The organism is Streptomyces sp. LX-29, from assembly GCF_029541745.1.
In the GTDB taxonomy this organism is placed as follows: Bacteria; Actinomycetota; Actinomycetes; order Streptomycetales; family Streptomycetaceae; genus Streptomyces.
On sequence record NZ_CP089746.1, the window covers coordinates 1,600,882 to 1,623,888 of the forward strand.

The window sequence follows — 23,007 nt, forward strand, 5'->3', positions numbered from 1 at the left end:
GAACGCGCATCCGCACGCCCGCTACGATGCGCGGCCATGATGGACACCGCACAGGATCTGATCACCGCGGCGGCGGCCCTGATCGTGGGCGCGGCCCTCGGCTGGGCCGCCCATACGGCCGCCGGGCGCCGCAGCCGCGTCCGCGAACAGCGCTTCTTCGGGTTGCCGGACGGCTCGGAATGTGTGCTGGTCACCCACCGGGACAGCGCCTCGACCCACGCGAGCATCCCGCGCCATGACGCCCTGGCCCTGCTGGGCCTCGCGTCGGTGGTGGAGAACTGCGGCGCGCACGCCGAGGTCGCCCCGCACGACACCGGACTTCAGGGCTTCGGCGCGCGCACGGAGTTCTGTGTCGGCGACCCCACCGCGCACCGGCGGCTCGCCGCACACCTCGGCAACCTGCTACCCGGGGTCACGGTGCACCCGGGCGACGAGACGGGCATGGACCGCGCCACGTTCACCATCGGCGGCACCGCCTACCGCGCCGAGCCCGGCGCCGTGGAGTATGTGCTGCTGGCCCGGCTGACCGGCGGCGAGGGCGGCCGTCCGGTCTTCCTGGCGGCGGGGCAGCGACCGGTCACCCACCGGGCGGCGGTGCGGCACCTGGTGCGCAACCGCGCCAAGCTGGCCCGCAAGTACGGCGCCGACGGCTCGTTCTGCCTCCTGCTGAAGGTCGTCAACTCCCAGGCATACGGGCCGGATGTGGTGGAGTTGGTCGCCGACATGACGAAGGTCGCGACCGCCGCGGCGGCTCCGGAGCCGCGCCCCAGCCGCTCCCGTCGCGCCGGGAAAACGAACTGAGGAACGACGCTCTCCGATCGTTACCCAGGCTTGACCCACAGAGCTATTACCGCCGGTAACTCCGCGCCGTTAACGTTCGGTCGCTCGGCCCTGCACACCACCGCCCCCACGGCATCCAGGTCAGGAGCGACAGTGACCCCTGCTCGACACACCCTGCGCGCCACGGCGGCCGGGACCGTCTCGGCGACCCTGTTGGCGACGGCGGCACTGGGGCTCGCCCCCGCCGCCCAGGCGGCCGTCCCCGGCACCGGCACCACGGCCCGCGTCGCTCCACCACACGCGCGGGTCGCGCCGCCCCTCAGCCGCGTCGCGCCGCCCCGCGCGGGAGTCGCGGCACCCGGCACCCGGATCGCGCCGCCCCGCGCGGGAGCGTCCCGTACCGCCGCGCCCCGCGCGGTCGGGGACAGCGCGGTCGGGGACAGCGCGGGGCGGGCCGGCGTACCGTCCGTGCGGTTCGTCGACATCCCCGGCGAGGGCGGCATCACCCTGTCCGCCCATGTCTTCACCCCCGCCGCCGCCACGGCCGACCCCGATGCCCGCTTCCCTCTGATCGTGCTGCCCACCAGTTGGGGCATGCCGCAGATCGAGTACATGGCGCAGGCCGAGCAGCTCGCCGACGCCGGCTATATGGTGCTCGGTTACAACGCGCGGGGCTTCTGGCAGTCCGGCGGCGAGATCGAGACGGCCGGCCCGCCGGACGTGGCGGACGCCTCCAAGGTCATCGACTGGGCCCTGGCCCACACGCCCGCCGATCCCGATCGGGTCGGCATGGCCGGAGTGTCCTACGGCGCCGGAATCAGCCTGCTGGCCGCCGGGTTCGACCGGCGGATCAAGGCGGTGGCGGCCCTGAGCGGCTGGGCCGACCTGATCGGGTCGATCTACAGCGGCCGCACCCAACACGCCCAGGCCGCCGCCCTGCTCGGCGGCGCGGGCCGGCTCACCGGCCGCCCCAGCGCGGAACTCACCCGCGTCCTCGACGACTTCCTCGGCTCGCGCCTCGAACGCGAGCCGGTGACGCCGGATCCCGCTGGACACAACCCGCGCGGGGCGCGGCTGACCTTCTCCTCCCCCGCCGCCGACCCGTCCTGGGTCTCCGTACCGCTCGGTGCGAGCTCATGAAACGACCGTGCTCCCTCAGGCGAGACGACGGGGCCCGGCCGGCTCAGCTCTCGGAGACCTCCGCGTAGAGCTGCGACAGCTCCGGGGCCCCGACGGCCGCCCACCCCTGCCCCGCGGCGACCACGTCGATCTCGCGGTCGGAGGCCAACCGGACCATCGGGCCCACGTTCGGCGTCAGCTGCCAGACCGCGCCGGGCACGGTGCGGACGATGACCGTCCCGAGGTAGAGCCCCGCGTCGTTGCCGAGCCAGGACAGCTCCTCCGGGTCGTCGCGCCAACGGGGCAGCAGTTGGTCCAGGGCTTCCAAGGAGGCGACCGAATCGTCGAGCTCCACGCCGGCCGTCGAGGCGCGGGCGCGCAGCAGCTCGCACTCCGAGAGCAACTGGGCCATACCCTCCGGATCGCTTTCCCGGACCGCCGGCCGTCGGCCCGCGTCGAGGTCCGTCGCGTGCCGCCTGCGCCAGTTGTCCAAGAAATGAATATTCATATAACTCAGGGTCGCACCCGGCGCGGCCTCTCACCACACGGCGCGCGGGGCACTTGACGACTCGTCACTCACCTTGACGCCCTCTTCACGCCTCCCTACCTTCGACGCGCACCTGTCGGATGATTCGACCGTCATCAGTCACAGGAGGCACCCCAGATGCTCGCTGGCAGACCGAGACGACGTACCGGAGGAGTCCTCGTCTCGGGGCTCGTCCTCGTCCTGGCGACCGCCGCCGTGCCGGCCCGCGCGACCGCACCCGACACCGGGACGGACGCGGGGCCGGCAGCGCCGGCGACCGCCCCGCCGCTGCCGCTGGAGCGGCTGTTCGACAACCGGAGCGTCAGCGACGACGCGCACCCGCGCGGCGCGGATTTCGACGGCCGGGGCAACTCGCTGTCCGCGCGGGACCTCGCGGCCGCCGGCTGGACCCCCGGCCGCTCCCTGGCCCTCGACGGGGCTCGGCTGCGCTGGCCGCGCACCAGCGCCGGGAAGCCGGACAACGTACGGGCGAACGGCCAGTCGGTACGGGTCTCCGGGCGCGGCGACGCGCTGTCCTTCCTCGTCGCCGCGACGGGCCGCGAGACGCGGGGCGACGGAACGGTGCACTACGCGGACGGGACGCGCGGCGCGTACACGTTGACCGCCCCCGACTGGCGCACCGGACCGCTGGCCACCAAGGCCGTGGCGCTGCCGCACATCAACTCCCCCGGCGGGCAGCGCGCCGAACAGGCCCGGCTGTACGCGCTCACCGTGCCGGTGGCGCGGGGCCGCACGATCGCCTCCGTCACCCTGCCGAAGGACCCAGGCCGCTCCGCCGACCTGCATGTCTTCGCTCTCGCGGTGCGGTCGCCGGCCAGCGGCTGGACCGGCAGCTGGTCGGCCAGCACCTCGGGCCGCCAGTCCGTCGGGCCGTGGACGGACCGGACCCTGCGGCTGGTCGTCCACACCAGCGCGGGCGGGCCTCGGGTGCGCATCCGGCTGGCCAACACCTTCGCGTCGACGCCGATCGCCGTCGGACACGCCTCGGTCGCGGTGCAGGCGTCCGGGGCAGGCGCCGTGGATCCGCCCCGGAAGCTGGCGTTCGGCGGAAAGCCGGGCACCCGGATCCCGGCCGGCGCCCAGGCGTTCTCCGATCCGCTCGGCTTCTCCGTGCCCGCGGACGCCAATCTGCTGGTCAGCCTGCACCTTCCGGGCCGGGTGACGGCCCTGCCGGTCCATGCGCGGGCCTACCAGCGCTCCTACGTGAGCGGGGAGGGCAGCGGGGACCGTACCGGCGACCGGGGCGGGGCGCGGTACACCGGCACGCTCACCACCTGGCCGCTGTTGACCGGCGTCGACGTCGGCGGCGGGCCGGGATCCGTGGTGACGCTCGGCGACTCGATCACCGACGGGGACAAGTCGACCGTCGACGGCAACCGACGGTGGCCCGACGTGCTGGCCCGCCGGCTGCGCGGGCAGTCCGTCGTGCCGCGCTACGGCGTGCTCAACCACGGCATCTCCGCCAACCGCGTGGTCGGCGACCGCTATCCGGGCGACGGGGTGAGCACCGAGATCGGCGGCGTCAGCGCGCAGCACCGGCTGGAGCGCGATGTGCTGGCGCAGACCTCGGTCCGCACTCTCGTCATCCTCGAAGGGATCAACGACGTCCGGTCGGGCACCTCCGCGGACGCGGTCATCGCCGGGCTGCGGTCTCTGGCCGAGCGGGCGCGCGGCCGGGGCCTACGGGTGGTGGCCGCGACCGTACTGCCCTGCGGGGGCAACTCCGGCTGCACGCCGCGGGCCGAGCAGTGGCGCAGAGAGATCAACGACTTCATCCGAAGCGAGGACGGCGGCGTCTTCCACGCCGTCCTCGACTTCGACGCGGTGATCCGCGATCCCCAGCGGCCGGACCGGATGCTGCCCGCCTACGACAGCGGCGACCATCTGCACCCGGGCGACACAGGGCTCCGGGCGATGGCGGATTCGATCGCGCTGCGGAAGCTGGTGGGCTAGGGGCTGGGCCATGACGGGAGACGGAGCCGGCCGCGCCCCAAGGCCCAAGCCCTAAGCCCTGAGACCCACGCCCCGAGCGCCAAGTCCCGACCAAGCCCGCGCCCCGCGCCGGAGTCCGCGGGCGGCGTCCGGCGTCCGGGACCGCCTGCCCGCGCACCACTCCTCGGGCCGGGCCGGGCCGGGGCGGGGCCGGCTACGGCTCCAGGTCCACGACCACCGGCGCGTGGTCGGAGGCACCCTTGCCCTTGCGCTCCTCGCGGTCGACATAGGCGTCGGACACGGCCTTGGAGAAGGGGGCGTTGCCATAGACCAGGTCGATGCGCATGCCCTTGTTCTTCGGGAAGCCCAGCTCGCGGTAGTCCCAGTAGGTGTACGGGCGGTCGTACTTCAGCGGGCGCGGCACGACGTCCGACAGGCCGGCCTCACGGAGCGCGGCGAGCGCGGCGCGCTCCGCGGGGGTGACGTGGGTCAGGCCCTCGAAGAGGCTGGGGTCCCAGACGTCCTCGTCGGTCGGCGCGACGTTGTAGTCCCCCATCACCGCGAAGGGGCGCTCCCCGGCGGCGTCCTCGGCCACGGCCGCCCGCAGCGCCTCGAACCAGCCCAGCTTGTAGGTGTAGTGCGCGTGGCCGATCTCGCGGCCGTTGGGCACGTACACGGACCAGACGCGGACCGGTCCGCAGGTCGCACTGATGGCGCGCGGCTCGGTCGCTCCCTCGTAGTCGGGGCCGCCGGGCAGTCCGGTCACCACATCGTCGAGCCCGACCTTGGAGATCACCGCCACGCCGTTCCACCGGCCTGTGGCGTTGACCGCGGCCTCATAGCCGATCTCGCGCAGCTGCTCGTAGGGGAACGCGGCCTCGGCGCACTTGGTCTCCTGTATGCAGAGCACATCGGTGCCGGTGCTCTGCAGCCAGGCCAGCAGCCGGGGCAGCCGGGCGGTGATCGAGTTGACGTTCCAGGTGGCGATGCGCATGCGGCAAACCTACCGCCTGGGTCTGACAGTCACCGTCAGCGTTCCAGACGCACGCTCTCACCGGAGGCCAACCGTGCGTGGTCGGCACCGCCCAGATTGCCCAGGTGGGTGTCGTAGATGGGCCGCGCCAGGTCCGTGAGCAGGGCATCGTGGATGTCGTACGCGCGCCGCGGCTTGACCTCCCGTACGTAGTCGATCACCTCGGAGATCTTGCTCCAGGGCGCCTGCACCGGCAGCAGCAGGGTGTCGACGGAACGCTCCGGCACGGTGAGCGCGTCGCCGGGGTGGAAGACCGAACCGTCGACGACGTATCCGACGTTGGTGATGCGCGGGAGGTCCGGGTGGATGACGGCGTGCAGTTCCCCGTGCACCTCGACCTCGAAGCCGGCGGCGCTGAACGTGTCACCGTGACCGACGGTGTGCACCCGCCCCGGGAAGGCGGCGGCGAGCTGGTCCGCGACGCTGCGCAGGGTCCAGATCTCGGCGGCCGGGTTGGCCTCCATGGCGATCCGCAGCCTGCCCTCGTCGAAGTGGTCGACGTGCTCATGGGTGACCAGCAGCGCGTCGGCGCCCGTGACGGCGTCCTGCTCGGTGAAGGCGCCCGGGTCGATGACGAGCAGCCGCCCGTCCTTTTCGATCCGGACGCAGGCGTGCCCCTTCTTGGTCATCTTCATGACCCCATCTTGCCGCCTCCCCGCGCGGCGCGGCCGTTCTCTCACACGAGAGGGCCGCGCCGCTCCGTCATGACGAGGGTCGCCCCCGTCATGGCGAGGGCCGCCCTCCCCGCGCGACGTACGGTCACGCCCCGCGCGGCGGGCGGAACGGCGCCGGCCCGGCGGTCGGGTCAGGCCCCCGGACGGTCCTCCGGGCGGGATTCCGGACGCTCCTCCGCACGTTCCTCCGAACGACCCCGTACGCGGCCGTCCGGACGGGTCTCCTGGGCGATCACCCTCCGCGCCACGGCGAACGCGGAGTTCGCGGCCGGCACCCCGCAGTAGACGGCGGTGTGCAGCAGCACCTCAGCGATCTCGGCAGGGGTGAGCCCGTTGCGCAGCGCCGCGCGGGTGTGAAAGGCGAGCTCGTCGAGATGCCCGCGCGCGGCGAGAGCGGTGAGCGTGACGACGCTGCGGGTGCGGCGGTCGATGCCGGGCCGGGTCCACACCTCACCCCACGCGTAGCGGGTGAGGAAGTCCTGGAAGTCCTCGGTGAAGTCGTCGGTGAGCGCCGCCGCGCGGTCCACGTGCGCGTCCCCGAGCACCTCACGCCGGACCTTCATGCCCTGGTCGTACACGTCGGCGCGGGTCTCGGCCGGAGCCTCGCCCGGGGCGGCCACCGGGCCGGAGAACGGGCCCGACGCCGGACCGGCGAGCGGGTCGGCGAGCGGGTCGGTGAGCGCGCCGGTGAGCGGAGCCAAGGCCGTGGGGTCCGCCGTCGGCTCGACGGGGACCGCGTCGATCACCGCGGCCTCCGGGGCGTCGGGCTCCGTGGCATCGGGCTTCGTGACAGCGGGCCCCACGACAGCAGGCTCCGTGATAGCAGGCTCCGTGACAGCGGCCTTCGCGGTCACAGGCTCGACCACCGCGGCCTCAGCAGGCGCCGACCCGGCGGTCACGGGCTCTGGTGTCACGGGCTCTGGTGTCACGGGCTCTGGTGTGACGGCCTCCGGTGTCACGGCCTCCGGTGTCACGGGCTCCGCGGCCGCGGGCCCGAGCACGATCGGCTCGGCCTTCGCCTCAACCGCCGCCGGCTCGGACGGCGTCCGCCCCGCGGGTACGCCGATTACCGGCTCCCCGGCCGCGAACGGTTCGACAGGGCCGGAAGGGGTCGAGGCTCCTGGGTCGGGGGAGGTCACGGGGCCGGTGGGCACCGCCAGAGCGGTCGGAGCGCCGGCGGAACCCACGGGTGGGACGGTCGCGGACGTGGCGGCCGTGGGCACAGGGGGCGCCGGTACGGGGGGCGCCGGTACGGGGGACATCCGCGCCGAGGGCATGGAGGCCACCGCCGTTTCGGGCGTGCCCGCCACCGCTGCCGTTTCGGGCGTGCTCGCCCGCGCCGTTCCAGGCGTGCCCAGGGAGGGGCCGAGAGGGATGGCGGAGGCTGTCACGCTCGGCTCCGGGCCCAGCGTCGCGTCCGCGCGGGCCGCCGCCTCGGAAGACGTCGCCACGTCGGTCGCGACGGTCCCCATGGCCGGCACCGCACCGTCGACCAGGGCCTGTGCCCCATCCGTCCCCACCGTCGGAGCGGGGGTCGGGGTGGGCCCAGGCGCCGGAATCGCGACCACGGGAGGGCGCGTGGCCGCCGCCGGAGCCCCCACGGTGGGCGGGCGCGTGGATGCCGCCGGATCCCCCACCGTGGGCGGAGGCGTGACCGCCGCCGGAGCCCCCACCGTAGGCGGGCGCGTGGATGCCGCCGGATCCCCCACCGTAGGCGGAGGCGTGACCGCCGCCGGAGCCCCCACCGTGGGCGGGGGCGTGGCCGTGGACGGGACCGCCGCCGCGGGCGCCGAGTGCCAGGAGCCGGAGAAGTGGCGCACGAGGAGGTCGGTGACGGCGCCGGGCTGCTCCACGGGTGCCAGGTGGGCGGTTCCGGGGACGAGCGCGAGCCGGGCGTCCGTGATGCCCTCGACCAGCTCCCGCGCGTCGGCGACCGGGGTGACCGGGTCGTCGGCGCCGACGAGCACCAGTGTGGGCGACCCGATCCGACCCAGTTCGGCACGGATGTCGAAGACGGCGAGCGCTTCGCAGGCGGCCATGTAGCAGCCCGGTTCGGTGGTGCGCACCATCTGCACGGACCAGTCCACGATGGCGGGCTGGGCGGCGGCGAATCCGGAGGTGAACCAGCGCTCGGGCGTGGTGCGGGCGACCGGATCCAGGCCGCCCGCGCGGACCACGGCGACGCGCTGCCGCCAGGCGTCGGGGGTTCCGTACCGCGCGGAGGCGGAGATCAGGGCGAGTGAGGCGAGGCGCTCCGGTCGGCGTAGCGCGAGCGAGGCGCCGACGGCGGCGCCGATCGAACAGCCCGCGTAGCCGAAGCTTTCCACACCGAGCTGGTCCAGGGTGGCCAGCAGCCGGTCGGCCAGCTCGTCGATGCCGATGGCCGGGTACGCGGGGGATCCTCCGTGGCCCGGCAGGTCGAAGCGGATGACGCGCCAGGTGCGCGACAGCTCGGGAATCTGGCGGTCCCACATGTGCCAGGTGGTGCCGAGCGACGGCCCGAGGACAAGGGTCCGCGCGTCCTGCCGGCCGTCGTGCGGGCCGTCGATCCGGTACTGAAGGGTCTTGGTCTCGCTCACACGCTTCACGGTATCCAGCGGTCGTCGGCGGGTCCGCCGTGGGCTCTACGGGTCTGGAGCCTACGGGACCGTACGGGATCACGGACCGGCAGCGCGCCCCCACGGCCCCGGGTGTCGCCCCACGAACCCGCGGCAACGACCCCACGAACTCGCGGTGCGACCCCGCGGGGTCACGGGTTCACCAGGTCACGGGCTCACCGGGTCACCAGGCCACCCAGGTCACCGACGCACCAGGCCACCCGGGCCACCCCGTCCGCGAAGGGCCGCAGCGGTCACGGTCACAGGGTCACGGGGTCACGGTCGACACCACGTACACCTCGGGGTGTTCCGGGTTGTCGAGGTCGACGGTGACCTCCAGTTCGGGCTCGGGCCCCGGCTGCTCGACCACCAGACCGGCCCACTTCGTGTCGGACCCGAACTTCCAGCCGACCCGGTCGGCCTCCTCGTCGTCGATCGTCACCTTGCCGTCCCGCAGGGCCGAGCGATCGAGGTCGAACGTGTCGAGGAACCTGTCGAAGCCCTCGTCCGAGGTGATGAACTGCACGTACATCGAGCTGGCGTCCCAGGAGTTGGTCTCGAAGTGCGCCACGTCCGCGGAGTACGGCGGAATCCACACGTCGTAGATGCGCCGCTGCACCTTGCTGGGCCAGTCCTCGGTCAGCCCGGTCGCGGCGGCGGTCTCCTGCTTGTCCTCGCCGCTGTCGCGGCTCTGGAGTGCCGAGATGACGAGATAGCCCGCCGGGATGGCGATGAGCAGGAAGACGATGACGGCGGTGAGCCAGGGGCGCTGGGAGCGACGCAGCCCCTGATGCGGGCTCTGAGAGGAGTCGTCCCCCGTGCCGCCGCCGGACCGGCCGGAGCCGCCGGACCCGCCGGACCCCGACGACCCGCCGGAGCCGCTCGCACCCCGCGATCCGTCCGCACGGCGTGATCCCTCCGCACCGCGCACCCCGTCCGCGCCGCCGGATCGGTCCGCGCCGTGTGGCGCTTCCGCATGACGGCCGTCTCCCCGGCCCGTGCCCTTTCCGCCGGCCGCGCGGGCGGCCGTCCCAGCCGAGGCCATACCGCTCACCGCGCGGGCGGCCGTCCCACCCGGCCCCGTACCGCTCGCCGCGCGGGCAGCCCTCCCGTCCGACGCCTTACCGCCGTCCGCGCGGGCAGCCGTACCGCGGATCACACACGCGGTCGTACCGCCGGTCGCCCGCGCGGTCGTACCACCCGCCGCACGCGCGGTCGTGTGTGCGGCGCCGCCGCCGTCCGTGGGCGTGCCGGACGCGCCGGAGACGGTTCGGCCGGCGGGCACGCCGCGCCCGCTCGCCCGCGCCCTGCCGGTGCCCGGCTGGCGCTCGCCCTCGCGGACCCGCCGCCGCTCGCGGGGGCGCTGACGCTCCGCGCCGGTCATCGGCCGGCTGCCCTGGCGTAACGCTCGTTCCGTTCGACGCGCCGCCGGTTGGCGCGCCGGAAGCGGCGGGCGACCAGGCGGGCCAGGTCCGCGGCGCCGACCATGCCCGCGTCGGGGCCGAGCTGGGCGCGGACGATGCGCGCCTCGGGCCGGTAGCCGCGGCCGGTGAGGGTGCGTCGGAAGGCGTTGCGGGCGGGGCTGATCAGCAGGTCGTCGGCCGCGCTGACGCCGCCGCCGATGACGAAGCAGGAGGGGTCGAGCGCGGCGGCGAGATTGGCGATGCCGACGCCGAGCCACTCACCGATGTCGTGAAGCAGCTCGACGCACATCGCGTCGCCCTCGCGGGCCAGCTCGGTGATGAGTGGTCCGGTGATGTCGGGGACGTGACCGCCGACGCGGTCGATGATCCCGTACGCGACCGGGGACTCGGCGGCGGCGAGCTCGCGCGCCTCCCGTACCAGGGCGTTGCCGGAGCTGTACTGCTCCCAGCAGCCGCGGTTGCCGCACGGACAGCGGTGCCCGCCGGGGACGACCTGCATATGGCCGAACTCGCCGGCGACGCCGTACTTGCCGCGCTTGACCTGGCCGTCCTCCAGGATGGCGCCGCCGATCCCGGTGCCGAGGGTGATCATGACCAGGTGGTCCTCGCCGCGCCCGGCGCCGAAGCGCCATTCCGCCCAGGCGGCGGTGTTGGCGTCGTTGTCGACCATGACGGGGACGGCCAGGCGCTCGGCGATGCGGTCGCGCAGCGGCTCGTTGCGCCAGGACAGGTGCGGGGCGAACAGGATGCGGTTGCGGTCGGCGTCCACCCAGCCGGCGGCGCCGATGCCGACCGCGTGGACGTCGTGCCGGTCGGAGAGGTCCAGGACCAGGTCGACGATCACGTCCTCGACGACCTTGGGGCTCTTGGACTTGTCGGGCGTCTCGGTGCGCACCTTCTCCAGGATGTTGCCGTCCGCGTCCACGACGCCGGCCGCGACCTTGGTGCCGCCGATGTCGATGCCGACGGTCGGCACGCGCGGGGCGGTCAGATGAGAGCGGCGCTCTCGCGTCCCCACGGTGCGCAGCACGGTGGCCCGGGCCGATCCCCTGTGCACCCGCTCGCGGTACATGCTCATCGCTCCGCCCTTCCGCCGTCGGTGCCAGGCGCGCCGTACGGGGCCCCGCCGCCGGGGCCGGCCGTCGTACGGGCCTCGCCCGCGGCGCGGTGCGCGCGGGGGTTGCGTTCGCTGCGGGTGCGTGCTCGCAAGAGTCGTCGTCCCTGCGGAGGTCTCGGGAGGCCGGGGCCTCGTGAATACGTCGGTACGGGGGTGACCCGCCGTCGCCGATTGTGCCTCACCGGCGGTGTCCGACGCATAACCGCCCCGAGGGCCCGCGCCCCGCCGGGCCTCGGCATATGCCCCGCCCGCCGAGGCCGGTCGGCCGGTCGCGGTCCCGAGACGACGGGGCGCGGCGCGTACGCGAGGCGGACACCACGAGAACGCGGCAGGAAGGCCCCGCCCGAGGACGGGGTCTTCCTGCCGCGACATTCGCTCACGCCCCGCTGGGCGGGCGATTTCAGTCCTGGGGGTGCTTGCCCGGGTAGTCGGCGACCGGAGCGCGGGAGAGCTCGTGGCTGAGCTGCTCCAGCTCGCTGCCGCCGGCCATCTGCCGGGTCAGCTCCTCCAGGGCGATCTCCGCCTTGGCGTGGCTGCCGGCCATGGCACCGCGCTTCAGCAGCACGAAGCGGTCGCCGACGAGGTAGGCGTGGTGCGGGTTGTGGGTGATCAGCACCACGCCGAGGCCGGCGTCCCGCGCGGCCGCCACGTACTTCAGCACCACACCGGACTGCTTGACGCCGAGCGCCGCCGTGGGCTCGTCCAGGACGAGGACCTTGGCGCCGAAGTAGACGGCGCGGGCGATGGCCACACACTGCCGCTCGCCGCCGGACAGGGTGCCGATCGGCTGGTCGACGTCGCGCAGGTCGATGCCCATGCGCAGCAGCTCGCCGCGGGTGGTCTCGCGCATGGTCGCCACGTCGAGGCGCTTGAAGGGGCCGCGGCCCTTCGTCGGCTCGGAGCCGAGGAAGAAGTTCCGCCAGACCGGCATCAGCGGGACGACGGCGAGGTCCTGGTAGACGGTGGCGATGCCGCGGTCGAGGGCCTCGCGCGGCGAACCGAGCCTGGCCTCCTCGCCCTCGATGGCGAAGGTGCCGGCGTCGTGCCCGTGCAGCCCAGCGATGATCTTGATCAGCGTGGACTTGCCGGCGCCGTTGTCGCCGAGCACACAGGTGATCTCGCCCGCGTGCACTTCGAGGGAGACACCCTCCAGCGCCTTGATGTTGCCGTAGAACTTGCTGACGTCGGTCAGCCGGACCAGTGGCGGCGTCGTGGACTCCGTCGACGCGGCCGGCGCCGCGCTCGTCTTCTCGTTCTCGCTCACTTGCTCGCCTCCGCGCGCTTACGGACCCACGCGTTCAGCAGGGTGGCGAGCAGCAGCATCGCGCCCAGGAAGAACTTGAACCAGTCGGCGTTCCACTGCGCGTAGACGATGCCCTTGTTGGTCATGCCGAAGATGAAGGCGCCCACGGCGGCGCCGATGGCGGAGCCGTAGCCGCCGGTCATCAGACAGCCGCCGATGACGGCCGCGATGATGTAGAGGAACTCGTTGCCCACACCCTCGCCGGACTGCACCACGTCGTACGACATCAGCAGGTGCTGACCGGAGATCCAGGCGCAGAAGGCGACCGCCATATAGAGGCCGATCTTCGTGCGACGCACCGGAACGCCGACCGCGCGGGCCGCGTCCTCGCCGCCGCCCACCGCGAAGATCCAGTTGCCGACGTGGGTGCGCAGCAGGATCCAGGTGGCCAGCGCCACCAGGCCGAACCACCACAGGATGGTGACGTTCAGATCCACGTCGCCGACGGTCAGGTGCGAGGCGAAGACCTTGCGGGCCGACTCGAAGCCCTCCATGTCGGCGATGGTCTTGGTGGAGACCGTGCCGCTGATCAGCTTGGTGAAGCCCAGGTTCATGCCGGTGAGCATGAGGAAGGTGCCCAGCGTGATGATGAAGCTGGGCAGCTTGGTGCGGGTGAGCAGGAAGCCGTTGAAGAAGCCGATGGCCAGTGTGGCCAGCAGCGACACCCCGACGCCGACCCAGACGTTCGCCGTCATCTGGTACGAGAACATCGACGAGACCAGCGCCGACGAGGTCACCATGACGCCGGTGGACAGGTCGAACTCGCCGCCGATCATCAGCAGCGCCACCGGCACCGCCATGATGCCGATCGTGGACGACGCGTACAGCACCGTGCTGAAGCTCGACCACTGCAGGAAGGTGTCGGCGACGATCGAGAAGAAGACGAAGACGGCGATGGCGCCGACGACCGCGCCCAGCTCGGGGCGGGTCATCAGACGGCGCGCCAGCGAGCGGTGCAGCAGCCGCTCGTCGCCGGTGCCGGCGCCGGACCCGGGACCGCTCGGTCGGCCCGGCTCCACGGCTGGCGCGTCGGCGGTCATCGGGTCCCCCGCTTGGTGTACTCGGCGAGGTCCGCGGCGTCGTCCTTGGTGATGATCTGCGGCCCGGTGAGCACCGGCTTCCCGCCGCCGAGGACGTCGGCGTTGTAGCGGTGCAGCCACAGCAGGTCGACCGCCTCGTAGCCCTGGAGGTACGGCTGCTGGTCGACGGCGAAGCCGAGGGAGCCGTCCTGGAGCGCGGCGGCCACCTTGGCGTTCAGGTCGAAGGTGTCGATCTCGGCGTCGCTGTCGGCCTGCTTGGCGGCCTTGGCCGCGGTGTCCGCGAACGGGGCGCCGAGCGTGACGACGGCGTCGATGTCCTTGTCGGACTGGAGCTTGGCCTCGATGGAGGACTGCACGTCGGGCATGTTGGTGCCCTCGACGTAGAGCTTCTCCAGCTTGCCCTCGAAGGTCTCCTCGGTGCCGTCGCAGCGCTGCTCATGGCCGACGTTGCCCTGCTCGTGCAGCACGCACAGGGCCTTCTTCTTGCCCCGCTCGTTGAGCTCCTCGCCGACCGCCTCGCCGGCGATGGTCTCGTCCTGGCCGATGTGGGCCAGCGCGCCGAAGCTCTTGGACTCCTCGGAGCCGGAGTTGACCGTGATCACCGGTATGCCGGCGTCGACCGCCTTCTTCAGCACGTCCTTCATGGCGTCCGGCTTGGCCAGGGTGACGATCAGCCCGTCGACGTCCTGGTCGATGTACGACTGGACCAGCTGCGCCTGCTCCTTGCCCTCTTCGTTGTGGGCGTAGAGGAACTTGATGTTGTCCTTGACGGCGGCCTGCTTGGCACCGTTCTGGACGATGTCCCAGAAGGTGTCGCCGTCTCCCGAGTGGGTGACCATGGCGAAGGTCCACCGCGGAGTGTCCACCGCCGCGCGGCCCTCGGCGGCGCGGGCCGCCCGCTCCTCAGCGCGCTTGCCGCCCGTGCTGCTGCACCCCGCCAGGGTCACGCCGAGCACCGCTGCCAGCACGGCGGTCATCGCCCGTACATTTCTCCGAACCCTTGCCACGAAGTTGCCCTTCTTGCTCTCCACCACGGTGCGGCCGGCGCCGAGGCCCGGCGCACAACCGCCCAAGTATCCCTGAACCCCGTCCAGCGATGCCGGTCAGGTCCGGCCGCCTTCCTTACCGGGGCCGGGCCCATGGCGGCTTGAGCACTTCTACGGGCGCGTACGGGTCACGTCAAGGCTGGAGCGGGTTCGGGAGCGGGTCAGGGGCGCACCAGCAGCTGGAACTCGAAGGCGTAGCGGGAGGCGCGGTAGGTGTGCGAGCCGAACTCGACCGCGCGCCCGGTGTCGTCGTAGGTGGTGCGCTCCATGGTCAGCAGCGGGGCGCCCTCGGGCTCGCCGAGCCGCTCGCCCTCCTCGGCGGTGGCGGCGCGCGCCCCGACCGCCTGTCGGGCGCTGTGCAGGGTGATCCCGGCGCCGCGCATCAGGCGGTACAGGCCCGTCTCCTCCAGCTCCGCGCTCTCCAGCTTGAGCAGCCCGGCGGGCAGGTGGTTGCGCAGATGGGCCATGGGTTCGCCGTGGGCGAGCCGCAGCCGCTCGATGAGGACGACATCGGTGCCCTCGGGCACGCCGAGCGCGGCGGCGACCTCGGCGGTCGCGGGCTCGATGGTGTTGCGCAGCACCCGGGTGGCGGGGCGCTGGCCGGCGGCCTCGAGGTCGTCGTAGAGGCTGCTGAGCTCCAGCGGGCGCTTGACCTGGCTGTGCACGACCTGGGTGCCCACGCCGCGGCGGCGCACCAGCAGTCCCTTGTCGACCAGCGACTGGATGGCCTGGCGGACCGTGGGGCGGGACAGGCCGAGCCGTCCGGCGAGCTCGATCTCGTTGCCGAGCAGGCTGCCGGGTGCCAGCCGTCCCTGCTCGATCGCCGCTTCGAGCTGCTGGGACAGCTGGAAGTAGAGCGGGACCGGGCTGCTGCGGTCGACGCTGAACTGGAGCGGCTCCGAAGCCCCCGGGGAATCTGCTTCCTGCGTTGCTGCCACGAGGTGAGCGTATCGGCATGGACACATGACGGAAAGTCGTGAAGTCAGGTTGTCAGGACAAGCCACCACAGATGGGTCGCCGCGGACGGATCACCGGCGGACGAGTCGCCGTGCAGGGGCCGCCGCGGGCGGATCGCCGCAGCCGCGGGCGGGCCGCCGAAGATCTGCCGCCGCAGGCGGGTTGCCGCAGGCAGGTCGCCGCAGGCGGGTTGCCGCAGGCAGGTCGCCGCAGGCGGGTTGCCGCAGGCAGGTCGCCGCAGGCAGGTCGCCGCAGGCCGGTCGCCGCAGGCCGGTCGCCGCAGGCAGGTCGCCGCAGGCCGGTCGCCGCAGGCTGGTCGCCGCAGGCCGGTCGCCACGGATCGGTCGACGCCGATGGGCCGCTACGCGTCGGTCGACGCGGAGGGGCCGCCGAAGACGGCTCGCGCGGAGGGGCCGCGCGGAGGGTGGCCAGTCGCGGCTGGGCGTCGATGCGACGGGTCCGTCCGGCGGGGGCGCGTCGGGCCGGCGCCGCGTGCGACGCGCGGCGGCCCGGGCGGAGCTCACCAGGGCAGCGGACGTCCGTCCCGGAAGAAGCCGCCGGTGGGGCCGGTGTCCGGGAGCGTCGCCGCCCAGACCACGCCGGCCGCGCCGGCGTCCACCGGCCGTCCACCGGCGCCACCCATGTCGGTGGCGACCCAGCCGGGACAGACCGCGTTGACCAGGACGCCGTCGGGGCCCAGCTCGGCGGCGAGCATGCGCGTGAGCGCGTTGAGGGCGGCCTTGGTGACCGCGTAGGCGGGGGTGCCGCCGGCCATGCCGGTGAGCGAGCCGGCCTCGCTGGAGACGTTGACCATCCGCGGGTGGGCGCTGGCGCGGAGCAGCGCCGCGAAGGCGCGGGCGGTGCGCCAGGGGCCGTAGAGGTTGGTCTCGGCGGCCTCCCGTACGACGTCCAGGTCGGCGGTGAGCGCCCGCTGCCAGGTGTCGTAGGTGATGGCGGCGTTGTTGACGAGCACGTCGAGTCGGCCGTAGCGGTCGGCGACCCGTTCGGCGGCGGCCTTCACCCCGGCGTCGTCCGTGACGTCCAGGAGCAGCGGGCGCACCTCGCCGCCCTCGGCGCCCTCGCCCATGAGCCGTCGCGCGGCGGTGCCCGCGGAGTCCAGCGAGCGGGCGCTCAGCAGCACCGTGTGCCCGCGCTCGGCCAGCTGCCGACAGATCTCGAAGCCGAGGCCCCGGTTGCCCCCGGTGACCAGCGAGACGGTGCCCATACACCGATCATCTGCCGCGCGGCGGCGGCTGTCCACGGCGGCCGGGCGACCGCGTGCAGGAACTCATGAAGCTCGCCCCCCGCCGGCGGCCGCGCCGACCGCCTCGTCTCGCCCGCCCGCCGTCGGAGCGCCGGGCCACCACGGCCCCGGGCCCCGGGCCCCGGTCGGCGCACCGCGCGAGGGCCCCACCGCGCGGCCGTCGGCATGACCACCGACTCCGGTCGTCGGGCGCCGAGCGGTCGCGCGGTTCCGAGGCGCGGGGCGTCGAACGGGCCGGCGCACGGCCCGTTCGACGCCTGACGTGTCGCCAGAGGTGGGGTCAGCAGCCGTAGTCGACGAGGTCGAACGAGGAGTAGTGGTCGGCGGTGTAGTAGTCCTCGTCGGTGCCCTCGCCGGTGACGATGCGTCGGGCGCCGCGCGTCGGCGCGTTCGGGGTCTTCACCGTGTACTCGTGGTAGTAGCCGCTGGTCTGCTTGAGCAGGACGCCCTCGCGGTTCTGGAAGACGGTCCCGTCCTGCGGGTACGGGTAGGGGCCGCCGTCGTCGATCAGGTCGAGCGTGGTGTGCGCCTGGGACGGCAGGTCGGAGTAGCAGACCTCGCCGACCGCGGCGGCTGCCCGCGGCGCGGCCGCGGCGGTGACGCCCGGGCCGGCCCGGTAGGTGTCGGGAGTGACCGCGACGGCGGTGCCGCCGAAGAGCAGAGCCGTGGCGAGCGCGCCGGTGGCACCGATGCGGGTGATCAGGGGGATCCGTGGGGGAGTCTTCATGCGGGCAGCATGACGCGCGTAGCACATGTCATGTCAATGCCAAAGCGATCATGTTTTCCGGGTGTTCACCGGAGCTGCGCGAAGTCCACCGAGAGGTCGTCGAGTCGTCACCTTTTTGCCTCACAGGCAAAACTTTTGCCCCTGAGGTCGAAGGCTGGCTATACCGGAGACATGACCTCGCTCCCCGAGGCCGAGGGACCCGGCGGCGAGCTACCCGCCGTCGCCCCCCGCCTGCGCGATCTCCGCCGCCGCAGCGGCCTGACCCTGGAGGCCGCGGCCCAGCTGGCCGGCCTGTCCCCCGCGCATCTGTCCCGGCTGGAGACGGGCCGCCGCCAACCCTCGCTGCCGATGCTGCTGGCCTTGGCCCGTACCTACGGGACCACGGTATCCGACCTGCTCGGCGAGGTACCCCCGGAGCGCGACCCCATCCTGCGCGGCGACCGGACGCCGCCCTCGGAGACCGGTGGCTGGACCTACTGGCGAGCCGGCGGTTCCGGCCGGGCCATGCAGGCACTGCGGGTCTACGTGCCGCTCCACCAGGTTCCCCAGGAGCAGCTGGTGCGGGTGCATCCCGGCGAGGAGTGGCTGTACGTCCTCAAGGGCCGGCTCAGCCTGGCGCTCGGCGAGGCCACGCACGTGCTCGAGGTCGGCGACGCGGCCCACTTCGACTCGCTCACCCCGCACCGCATCGCAGCCGCCTCGCGCGGCGGCGCGGAGCTGTTGTTCGTCCACACGCTGCTGCAGAGCGGCGTCTCCGGGCTGTGCCTGGGCGACGCCGTCACGCCCGGCCCGAGAGGAAGCAGGGGTACGTCATGAACGAAGCCGTGAACGACGGCGCGAACGGAAGCGCCGCGAACGGCGCCGGGAAGGCCGGCACCGAGGAGGACCGGGCGCCGATGTCCTTCGCCGTCCGCATCTTCGTCTACTTCGTCGGAGTCCACATCATCGCCGCCTTCCTGTTCGGACTCTTCTACCTGGGAGGCGCGAAGTGACCCGTGGGGGCGAGGCGGGATGAAGACCGCGCGGGAGCGCGGCCTTCGCCGCCCCCTGCGGTCTCCTGACGCGGGATCACGGCCGCTCTCCTGGTGAGACGGCGCGGCCGGCTAGGCGTTCGGCTCACCCAGCTCGCGGTGGTGTGCGGCGAGCCGCGCGGCGCCCTCGGCGGTCAGCGAACCGTGCAGCCGCAGCCGGGAGATGCCGCCGTCCGGGAAGATGTCGATCCGGACCCGGGTGCCGGTGACGGGTGTGTCGAGCACGAAGCGGTGGTTGGTGTCCGGCTGGAGTCGGGTGCGTGGCAGCATCTCCCGCCACTCCCCCGCGGCGGCTTCCGTCCCGACCGCCTCATCCGCCCCCGCCGCGCCCTCGGGCTCGTCGCGCACCCACAGCGCGGCCCAACCCGCCGCGTTGCCCTTGAGGTAGGCGGTGTCGATCTCCACGGCGCGGATCTCGGACCGCGCGGCCAGCCGGTAGCGGATCCAGTCGTGGCCGTGGTCGCGCCGGCGCCGGGTCTCCCAGCCGTCGTCCATCTTGGCCGAGCGCCCGGGCTGGATGGTGTGGACGGGGGGCGAGTAGAAGCGGTCGGAGGCGTCCTCGACCCGGCCGCCGTTCTCGAGCGCCAGCACGTCGAAGGTGCCGAGGGCGGCCAGCCACGCCGGATCCGGAACCACCTCACCGTGCACCCGCAGCCGGGCGACGCCCCCGTCGGGGTGCTGGTTGAGCCGCAGGTGGGTGAAGCGCTGTTCGGCGTGGACGGCGAAGCCGTTGGCCGCGTGTCCGCCGACGGCGGTGCGCGGCACCAGCGTCGTCCACTTCACGTCGTCGGCGAGCAGTTCCTCGGGCGAGGGCGTGCCGGCGACCGAGGTGGCCTCGACGCTGACGGCCCTCGGATGGTTGCCGCGGAAGTGCGCGGTGTCGACGACCAGGCCGCGGACGACGCCGGGCGCGCCGAGCCGGACCAGGGCCCAGTCGTGCTCGCCCTCGGCGGGGTGGGGACGGGAAGCGTCGACGCCGCGCCGGCGCCGGGTCTCCCAGCCGTCCATGACCTTGCCCTTGTGGCCGAAGCGCTCGGGGTCGAACACCGGGCGCCCGGGCACCAGCAGGTTCTCGCGAGGGGCGAAGAACTCGTCGTTGGCCGCGATGACCGCACCGCCCAGCCGCCGGTCGGCGAGGTCCACGAGGTGGCTGAAGGGGAACCCGGCGGGGCCCGGGGCGCGGTAGTCGGCGTAGGGGTCGCCACCGCCGTACGGGCCGGCGTCTCCGGTGTAGGACGGTATGTCGCCGGTGGAGGACGGGATGCCCGTCATCTGCTAGGGCCGCCTTTCCAGAAGTCGTCCGAGAGGCTTGGGGGGAACGTCGCCGTGGTCGGCGATCCGCCGGCCGCGCAGCCAGGTGGACCGCACCACTCCGTGGAGGGTCCTCCCCGCGTACGCGGTCACCGGATTGCGGTGGTGCAGGACGGCCGGGTCGACGGTGAAGGTCTCGTCGGGGGCGAGGACCGCGAAGTCGGCGTCGCGCCCGGCCTCGATGGCGCCCTTGGCCCGCAGCCCGACCAGTTCGGCGGGGGCGGTGGCCATCCAGCGGGCGACCTCTTCCAGGGTGCGGCCGCGCCGCCGGGCCTCGGTCCAGACGGCGGACAGCCCCAGTTGGAGGGAGGCGATGCCGCCCCAGGCCCCGCCGAAGTCACCGGTCTTCAGATCCGCGGTGCACGGCGAGTGGTCCGATACGACGCAGTCGATGGTGCCGTCGTACAACCCCTGCCACAGCGCGTCCTGGTTGGCGGCCTCGCGGATGGGCGGGCAGCACTTGAACTCGGTGGCGCCGTCGGGGACCTCCTCCGCGGTCAGCGTCAGGAAGTGCGGGCAGGTCTCGACGGTGACGCGGACGCCCTCGCGCCGGGCGGCGGCGATCAGCGGCAGCGCCTCGGCGGAGGACAGGTGCAGGATGTGCACCCGGGCGTCGAGCGAGCGGGCCAGCTCGACCAGGCCGGCGATGGCCCGGTTCTCCGCGTCGCGCGGCCGGGAGGCGAGGAAGTCGACGTAGCGCGGGCCGGTGGCGGCCGGGGCGTCGGCGATGAGCCGGGGGTCCTCGGCGTGCACGATCAGCAGCCCGCCGAAGCCGGCGATCTCGCCGAGCGCCGCGGCCAGCCCGGCGGGGTCGAGTCGCGGGAACTCGTCCACGCCCGAGTGGAGCAGGAAGCACTTGAAGCCGAAGACGCCGGCCTCGTGCAACGGCGCCAGGTCGGCGAGGTTGCCGGGGATCGCGCCGCCCCAGAAGCCGACGTCGACATGGGCACGTTCGCGGGCGACGGCCCGCTTGGTCTCCAGTGCCCGGGTGGTGGTGGTCGGCGGGATGCTGTTGAGCGGCATGTCGACGAGGGTGGTGACGCCTCCCGCTGCGGCGGCCCGGGTCGCCGAGCGGAACCCCTCCCACTCGGCGCGGCCGGGGTCGTTGATGTGCACATGGGTGTCGACGAGGCCGGGCAGCAGGACGTCGTCCCCGAGCTCGACCAGCGGGGTGCCGGCGGGGGGTTCGGCCCCGTGGGGCAGTACCGCGGCGATCCTCCCGGCGGCGACGGCGACGGACGCGGCGCGGGTGCCCTCGGGGGTCACCACGCGCGTCGAGCGCAGCACCAGCTCCACGTCTGACACCCATCCCTCCCATTCCCACCGGAACACGGAAGAAAGTTTCCATAGAGCGGAATTCAACTTTCTGTTGAAGAGTCTTCACTCCGGCCCCGCCACCCGTCAAGACCTCCTCGCGGCCCGGCGCCACCCGGTGCGGCGCGGCCGAACGGGCAAAGGTTGGGAAGATTCCATGAGATGGAAACCCAATTTCGGAGACGGGTAGGCTGCTCATGGCCGGCCGGCCAGCACCCTCGCGGCGCTCGCCCGACCGGCGTCACCTGCCCCGGAAAGGAACGCGACGTGCCGTCCGCCGAGCCCAAGACCGCCACCAGCACCGCCGGCGGGGTCCAGTCCCTGGAGCGCGCCTTCGACCTGCTGGAGCGGATGGCCGACGCCGGGGGCGAGGTCGGACTGAGCGAGCTGTCCGTGAGCAGCGGGCTGCCGCTGCCCACCATCCACCGACTGATGCGCACGCTGGTGGCCTGCGGATATGTGCGCCAGCAGGCCAACCGCCGATACGCGCTGGGCCCGCGGCTGATCCGGCTCGGCGAGAGCGCCTCGCGACTGCTGGGCACCTGGGCGCGGCCGTATCTGGCCCGGCTGGTGGAGGAGACCGGCGAGACCGCCAACATGGCGCTGCTCGACGGCGACGAGGTGGTCTACGTGGCCCAGGTGCCCTCACGCCACTCGATGCGGATGTTCACCGAGGTCGGTCGGCGCGTGCTGCCGCACTCCACCGGCGTGGGCAAGGCGCTGCTGGCCGCCGCCCCCGCCGACGAGGTGCGCGCGCTGCTCGCCCGCACCGGCATGCCCGCCGCCACCCAGAAGACGATCACTTCGCCGGACGAGTTCCTGGCCGCGCTGGAGCGGGTGCGCGAGACGGGATACGCGGTGGACGACAACGAGCAGGAGCTGGGGGTGCGCTGCCTGGCGGTGCCGGTCCCCAACTCCCCGACCGCCGCGGCGATCTCCATCTCGGGGCCGGCGGGCCGGGTGACGGACGAGACGACGGAGCAGATCGTGCCGGTGCTCCAGCAGGTGGCGGCGGAGCTGTCGATCGCCCTGACCACGACCGGCCCGGGCGCCTAGCGGCCAACCCGGCGTGGCCGCCACACCGCTGGGAGCGGCCACCCGAACATCACGCACTCGGTACGACCCCGTCCCCGGCCCCGGTCGTTTCGGCACCGCCGCACCGCGCCGACTCGGGCCGATCACCCTCGCGACGGGAGCAAGGGCGCGGGGTCTCGCGAGACGCGACCGCCGTACGCCTCCGGGCCCCGGCGCCCCGGATGCCGCTAACCGCCCCGGCCCGCGTCGGCGAAGTCGTCGATCGCCGCGCGCACCGCGCCCAGGGCCGGCCGCAGCGCGCTGACCGAGCCGACGGCGCCGGCGACGAGCAACAGGGAGCGGCGCAGCCGGGGCAGCTCGGGCGTGCCGCCGCGTGCCATGGCGTCCAACGTGCCGAGTTCGTCCTCGGCGATGGCGCGGTCGGGTAAGTCCGCCGGATGGGCCGCGAGTTCGCGGCGCAACCGACCCACGGCCCGGAGCAGCTCCATCGCTCTCGGATCCTCGTCACCGCCGAACCCGCGCATCCGTTTCACGACTGCGGCGCCCTCCATGGCCGAGGCACCGGGCGGCTCGCCGAGCCTCACACGATCGCTGGACAACACACGCCTCCCCCTCGCGCGCCGTTGCGCGAAGCCACTCACCCTCAGGCGGATCAGTTAACGCCACTGTCCGCATCGAGCGCCACACACAGGGCGAAATCGAGGCTTTCCGTTTACATTTCAACGGACGCGCCGGTCGCTCGACGGTCACCCGCCC

The 23,007-nt window shown here is 73.5% G+C and carries 19 protein-coding genes and 3 pseudogenes; 6 read left to right on the top strand and 16 right to left on the bottom strand.

The window, feature by feature from the left end:
* The first annotated feature begins 36 nt into the window (after positions 1-36).
* Complete coding sequence (locus LRS74_RS06980; RefSeq protein WP_277740175.1) at positions 37-801, top strand: hypothetical protein; 765 nt, start codon at positions 37-39, stop codon at positions 799-801.
* Positions 802-1,149: 348 nt separating this feature from the next.
* Positions 1,150-1,809: pseudogene (locus LRS74_RS06985) on the top strand (alpha/beta fold hydrolase); the annotation flags it as partial.
* Between the two features lie 154 nt (positions 1,810-1,963).
* On the opposite strand, the gene LRS74_RS06990 reads toward LRS74_RS06985, so the two are convergent.
* Positions 1,964-2,407 carry a DUF6278 family protein gene (locus LRS74_RS06990; protein WP_277740176.1) on the bottom strand — a complete coding sequence of 148 codons (444 nt, stop codon included), beginning with the start codon at positions 2,405-2,407 and terminating at the stop codon, positions 1,964-1,966.
* A 156-nt stretch (positions 2,408-2,563) separates the two neighbouring features.
* Here LRS74_RS06990 and LRS74_RS06995 point away from each other — a divergent pair, with 156 nt between their 5' ends.
* Positions 2,564-4,399 (top strand): SGNH/GDSL hydrolase family protein, encoded by a 1,836-nt coding sequence (locus tag LRS74_RS06995; RefSeq protein WP_277740177.1) that lies wholly within the window; start codon positions 2,564-2,566, stop codon positions 4,397-4,399.
* A gap of 193 nt (positions 4,400-4,592) precedes the next feature.
* Here the strand turns inward: LRS74_RS06995 and LRS74_RS07000 are convergent, their stop codons facing one another.
* The 12 genes and pseudogenes from LRS74_RS07000 to LRS74_RS07055 all read right to left on the bottom strand — a co-directional run bounded on the left by LRS74_RS07000 (position 4,593) and on the right by LRS74_RS07055 (position 17,560).
* Positions 4,593-5,372, bottom strand: a complete 780-nt coding sequence (locus LRS74_RS07000) for an exodeoxyribonuclease III (protein ID WP_277740178.1) — start codon at positions 5,370-5,372, stop codon at positions 4,593-4,595.
* A 35-nt stretch (positions 5,373-5,407) separates the two neighbouring features.
* Positions 5,408-6,046, bottom strand: a complete 639-nt coding sequence (locus tag LRS74_RS07005) for an MBL fold metallo-hydrolase (protein ID WP_277740179.1) — start codon at positions 6,044-6,046, stop codon at positions 5,408-5,410.
* A gap of 251 nt (positions 6,047-6,297) precedes the next feature.
* Positions 6,298-6,678 (bottom strand): annotated as a pseudogene (pcaC, locus tag LRS74_RS07010) (4-carboxymuconolactone decarboxylase); the annotation flags it as partial.
* 1,200 nt (positions 6,679-7,878) lie between these two features.
* Positions 7,879-8,664, bottom strand: a pseudogene (locus LRS74_RS07015) (alpha/beta fold hydrolase); the annotation flags it as partial.
* Between the two features lie 286 nt (positions 8,665-8,950).
* Entirely contained in the window at positions 8,951-9,727 is a 777-nt protein-coding gene (locus tag LRS74_RS07020) for a hypothetical protein (RefSeq protein ID WP_277740180.1), read from the bottom strand.
* A 335-nt stretch (positions 9,728-10,062) separates the two neighbouring features.
* Positions 10,063-11,184, bottom strand: coding sequence for an ROK family glucokinase (locus tag LRS74_RS07025; RefSeq protein ID WP_277740181.1), 1,122 nt, complete (start codon positions 11,182-11,184; stop codon positions 10,063-10,065).
* 439 nt (positions 11,185-11,623) lie between these two features.
* Entirely contained in the window at positions 11,624-12,424 is an 801-nt protein-coding gene (locus LRS74_RS07030) for an ATP-binding cassette domain-containing protein (protein ID WP_144382720.1), read from the bottom strand.
* A gap of 59 nt (positions 12,425-12,483) precedes the next feature.
* Positions 12,484-13,566, bottom strand: coding sequence for an ABC transporter permease (locus LRS74_RS07035; protein WP_277740182.1), 1,083 nt, complete (start codon positions 13,564-13,566; stop codon positions 12,484-12,486).
* Complete coding sequence (locus tag LRS74_RS07040) at positions 13,563-14,543, bottom strand: sugar ABC transporter substrate-binding protein (RefSeq protein ID WP_277740183.1); 981 nt, start codon at positions 14,541-14,543, stop codon at positions 13,563-13,565. Before LRS74_RS07040 ends, LRS74_RS07035 begins: the two co-directional genes overlap by 4 nt.
* A gap of 230 nt (positions 14,544-14,773) precedes the next feature.
* Positions 14,774-15,577: a GntR family transcriptional regulator gene (locus tag LRS74_RS07045; protein WP_277740184.1), complete on the bottom strand. Its 804-nt coding sequence runs from the start codon at positions 15,575-15,577 to the stop codon at positions 14,774-14,776.
* A gap of 512 nt (positions 15,578-16,089) precedes the next feature.
* Positions 16,090-16,794 (bottom strand): SDR family NAD(P)-dependent oxidoreductase, encoded by a 705-nt coding sequence (locus LRS74_RS07050; protein WP_277740185.1) that lies wholly within the window; start codon positions 16,792-16,794, stop codon positions 16,090-16,092.
* A gap of 319 nt (positions 16,795-17,113) precedes the next feature.
* Complete coding sequence (locus tag LRS74_RS07055) at positions 17,114-17,560, bottom strand: ribonuclease domain-containing protein (protein WP_277740186.1); 447 nt, start codon at positions 17,558-17,560, stop codon at positions 17,114-17,116.
* Positions 17,561-17,731: 171 nt separating this feature from the next.
* On the opposite strand from LRS74_RS07055, the gene LRS74_RS07060 reads away from it, so the two are divergent.
* A complete protein-coding gene (locus LRS74_RS07060; RefSeq protein ID WP_277740187.1) occupies positions 17,732-18,376 on the top strand; it encodes an XRE family transcriptional regulator in 645 nt (214 codons plus the stop codon).
* On the top strand, positions 18,373-18,552 hold the full coding sequence (locus LRS74_RS07065; RefSeq protein WP_277740188.1) for a DUF6126 family protein: 180 nt from the start codon (positions 18,373-18,375) through the stop codon (positions 18,550-18,552). Before LRS74_RS07060 ends, LRS74_RS07065 begins: the two co-directional genes overlap by 4 nt.
* A 111-nt stretch (positions 18,553-18,663) precedes the next feature.
* On the opposite strand, the gene alc is transcribed toward LRS74_RS07065, so the two are convergent.
* Complete coding sequence (gene alc, locus LRS74_RS07070; protein WP_277740189.1) at positions 18,664-19,863, bottom strand: allantoicase; 1,200 nt, start codon at positions 19,861-19,863, stop codon at positions 18,664-18,666.
* A gap of 3 nt (positions 19,864-19,866) precedes the next feature.
* Entirely contained in the window at positions 19,867-21,207 is a 1,341-nt protein-coding gene (gene allB / locus LRS74_RS07075; RefSeq protein WP_277740190.1) for an allantoinase AllB, read from the bottom strand.
* A gap of 276 nt (positions 21,208-21,483) precedes the next feature.
* Between allB and LRS74_RS07080 the strand changes: the two genes are divergently transcribed.
* The gene (locus LRS74_RS07080) at positions 21,484-22,272 is read left to right on the top strand and encodes an IclR family transcriptional regulator (RefSeq protein ID WP_277740191.1); all 789 of its coding nucleotides are present in this window, start codon (positions 21,484-21,486) and stop codon (positions 22,270-22,272) included.
* Between the two features lie 206 nt (positions 22,273-22,478).
* Here LRS74_RS07080 and LRS74_RS07085 read toward each other — a convergent pair whose 3' ends face one another.
* Positions 22,479-22,802 carry a DUF5955 family protein gene (locus tag LRS74_RS07085; protein WP_347178192.1) on the bottom strand — a complete coding sequence of 108 codons (324 nt, stop codon included), beginning with the start codon at positions 22,800-22,802 and terminating at the stop codon, positions 22,479-22,481.
* Positions 22,803-23,007 lie beyond the last annotated feature (205 nt).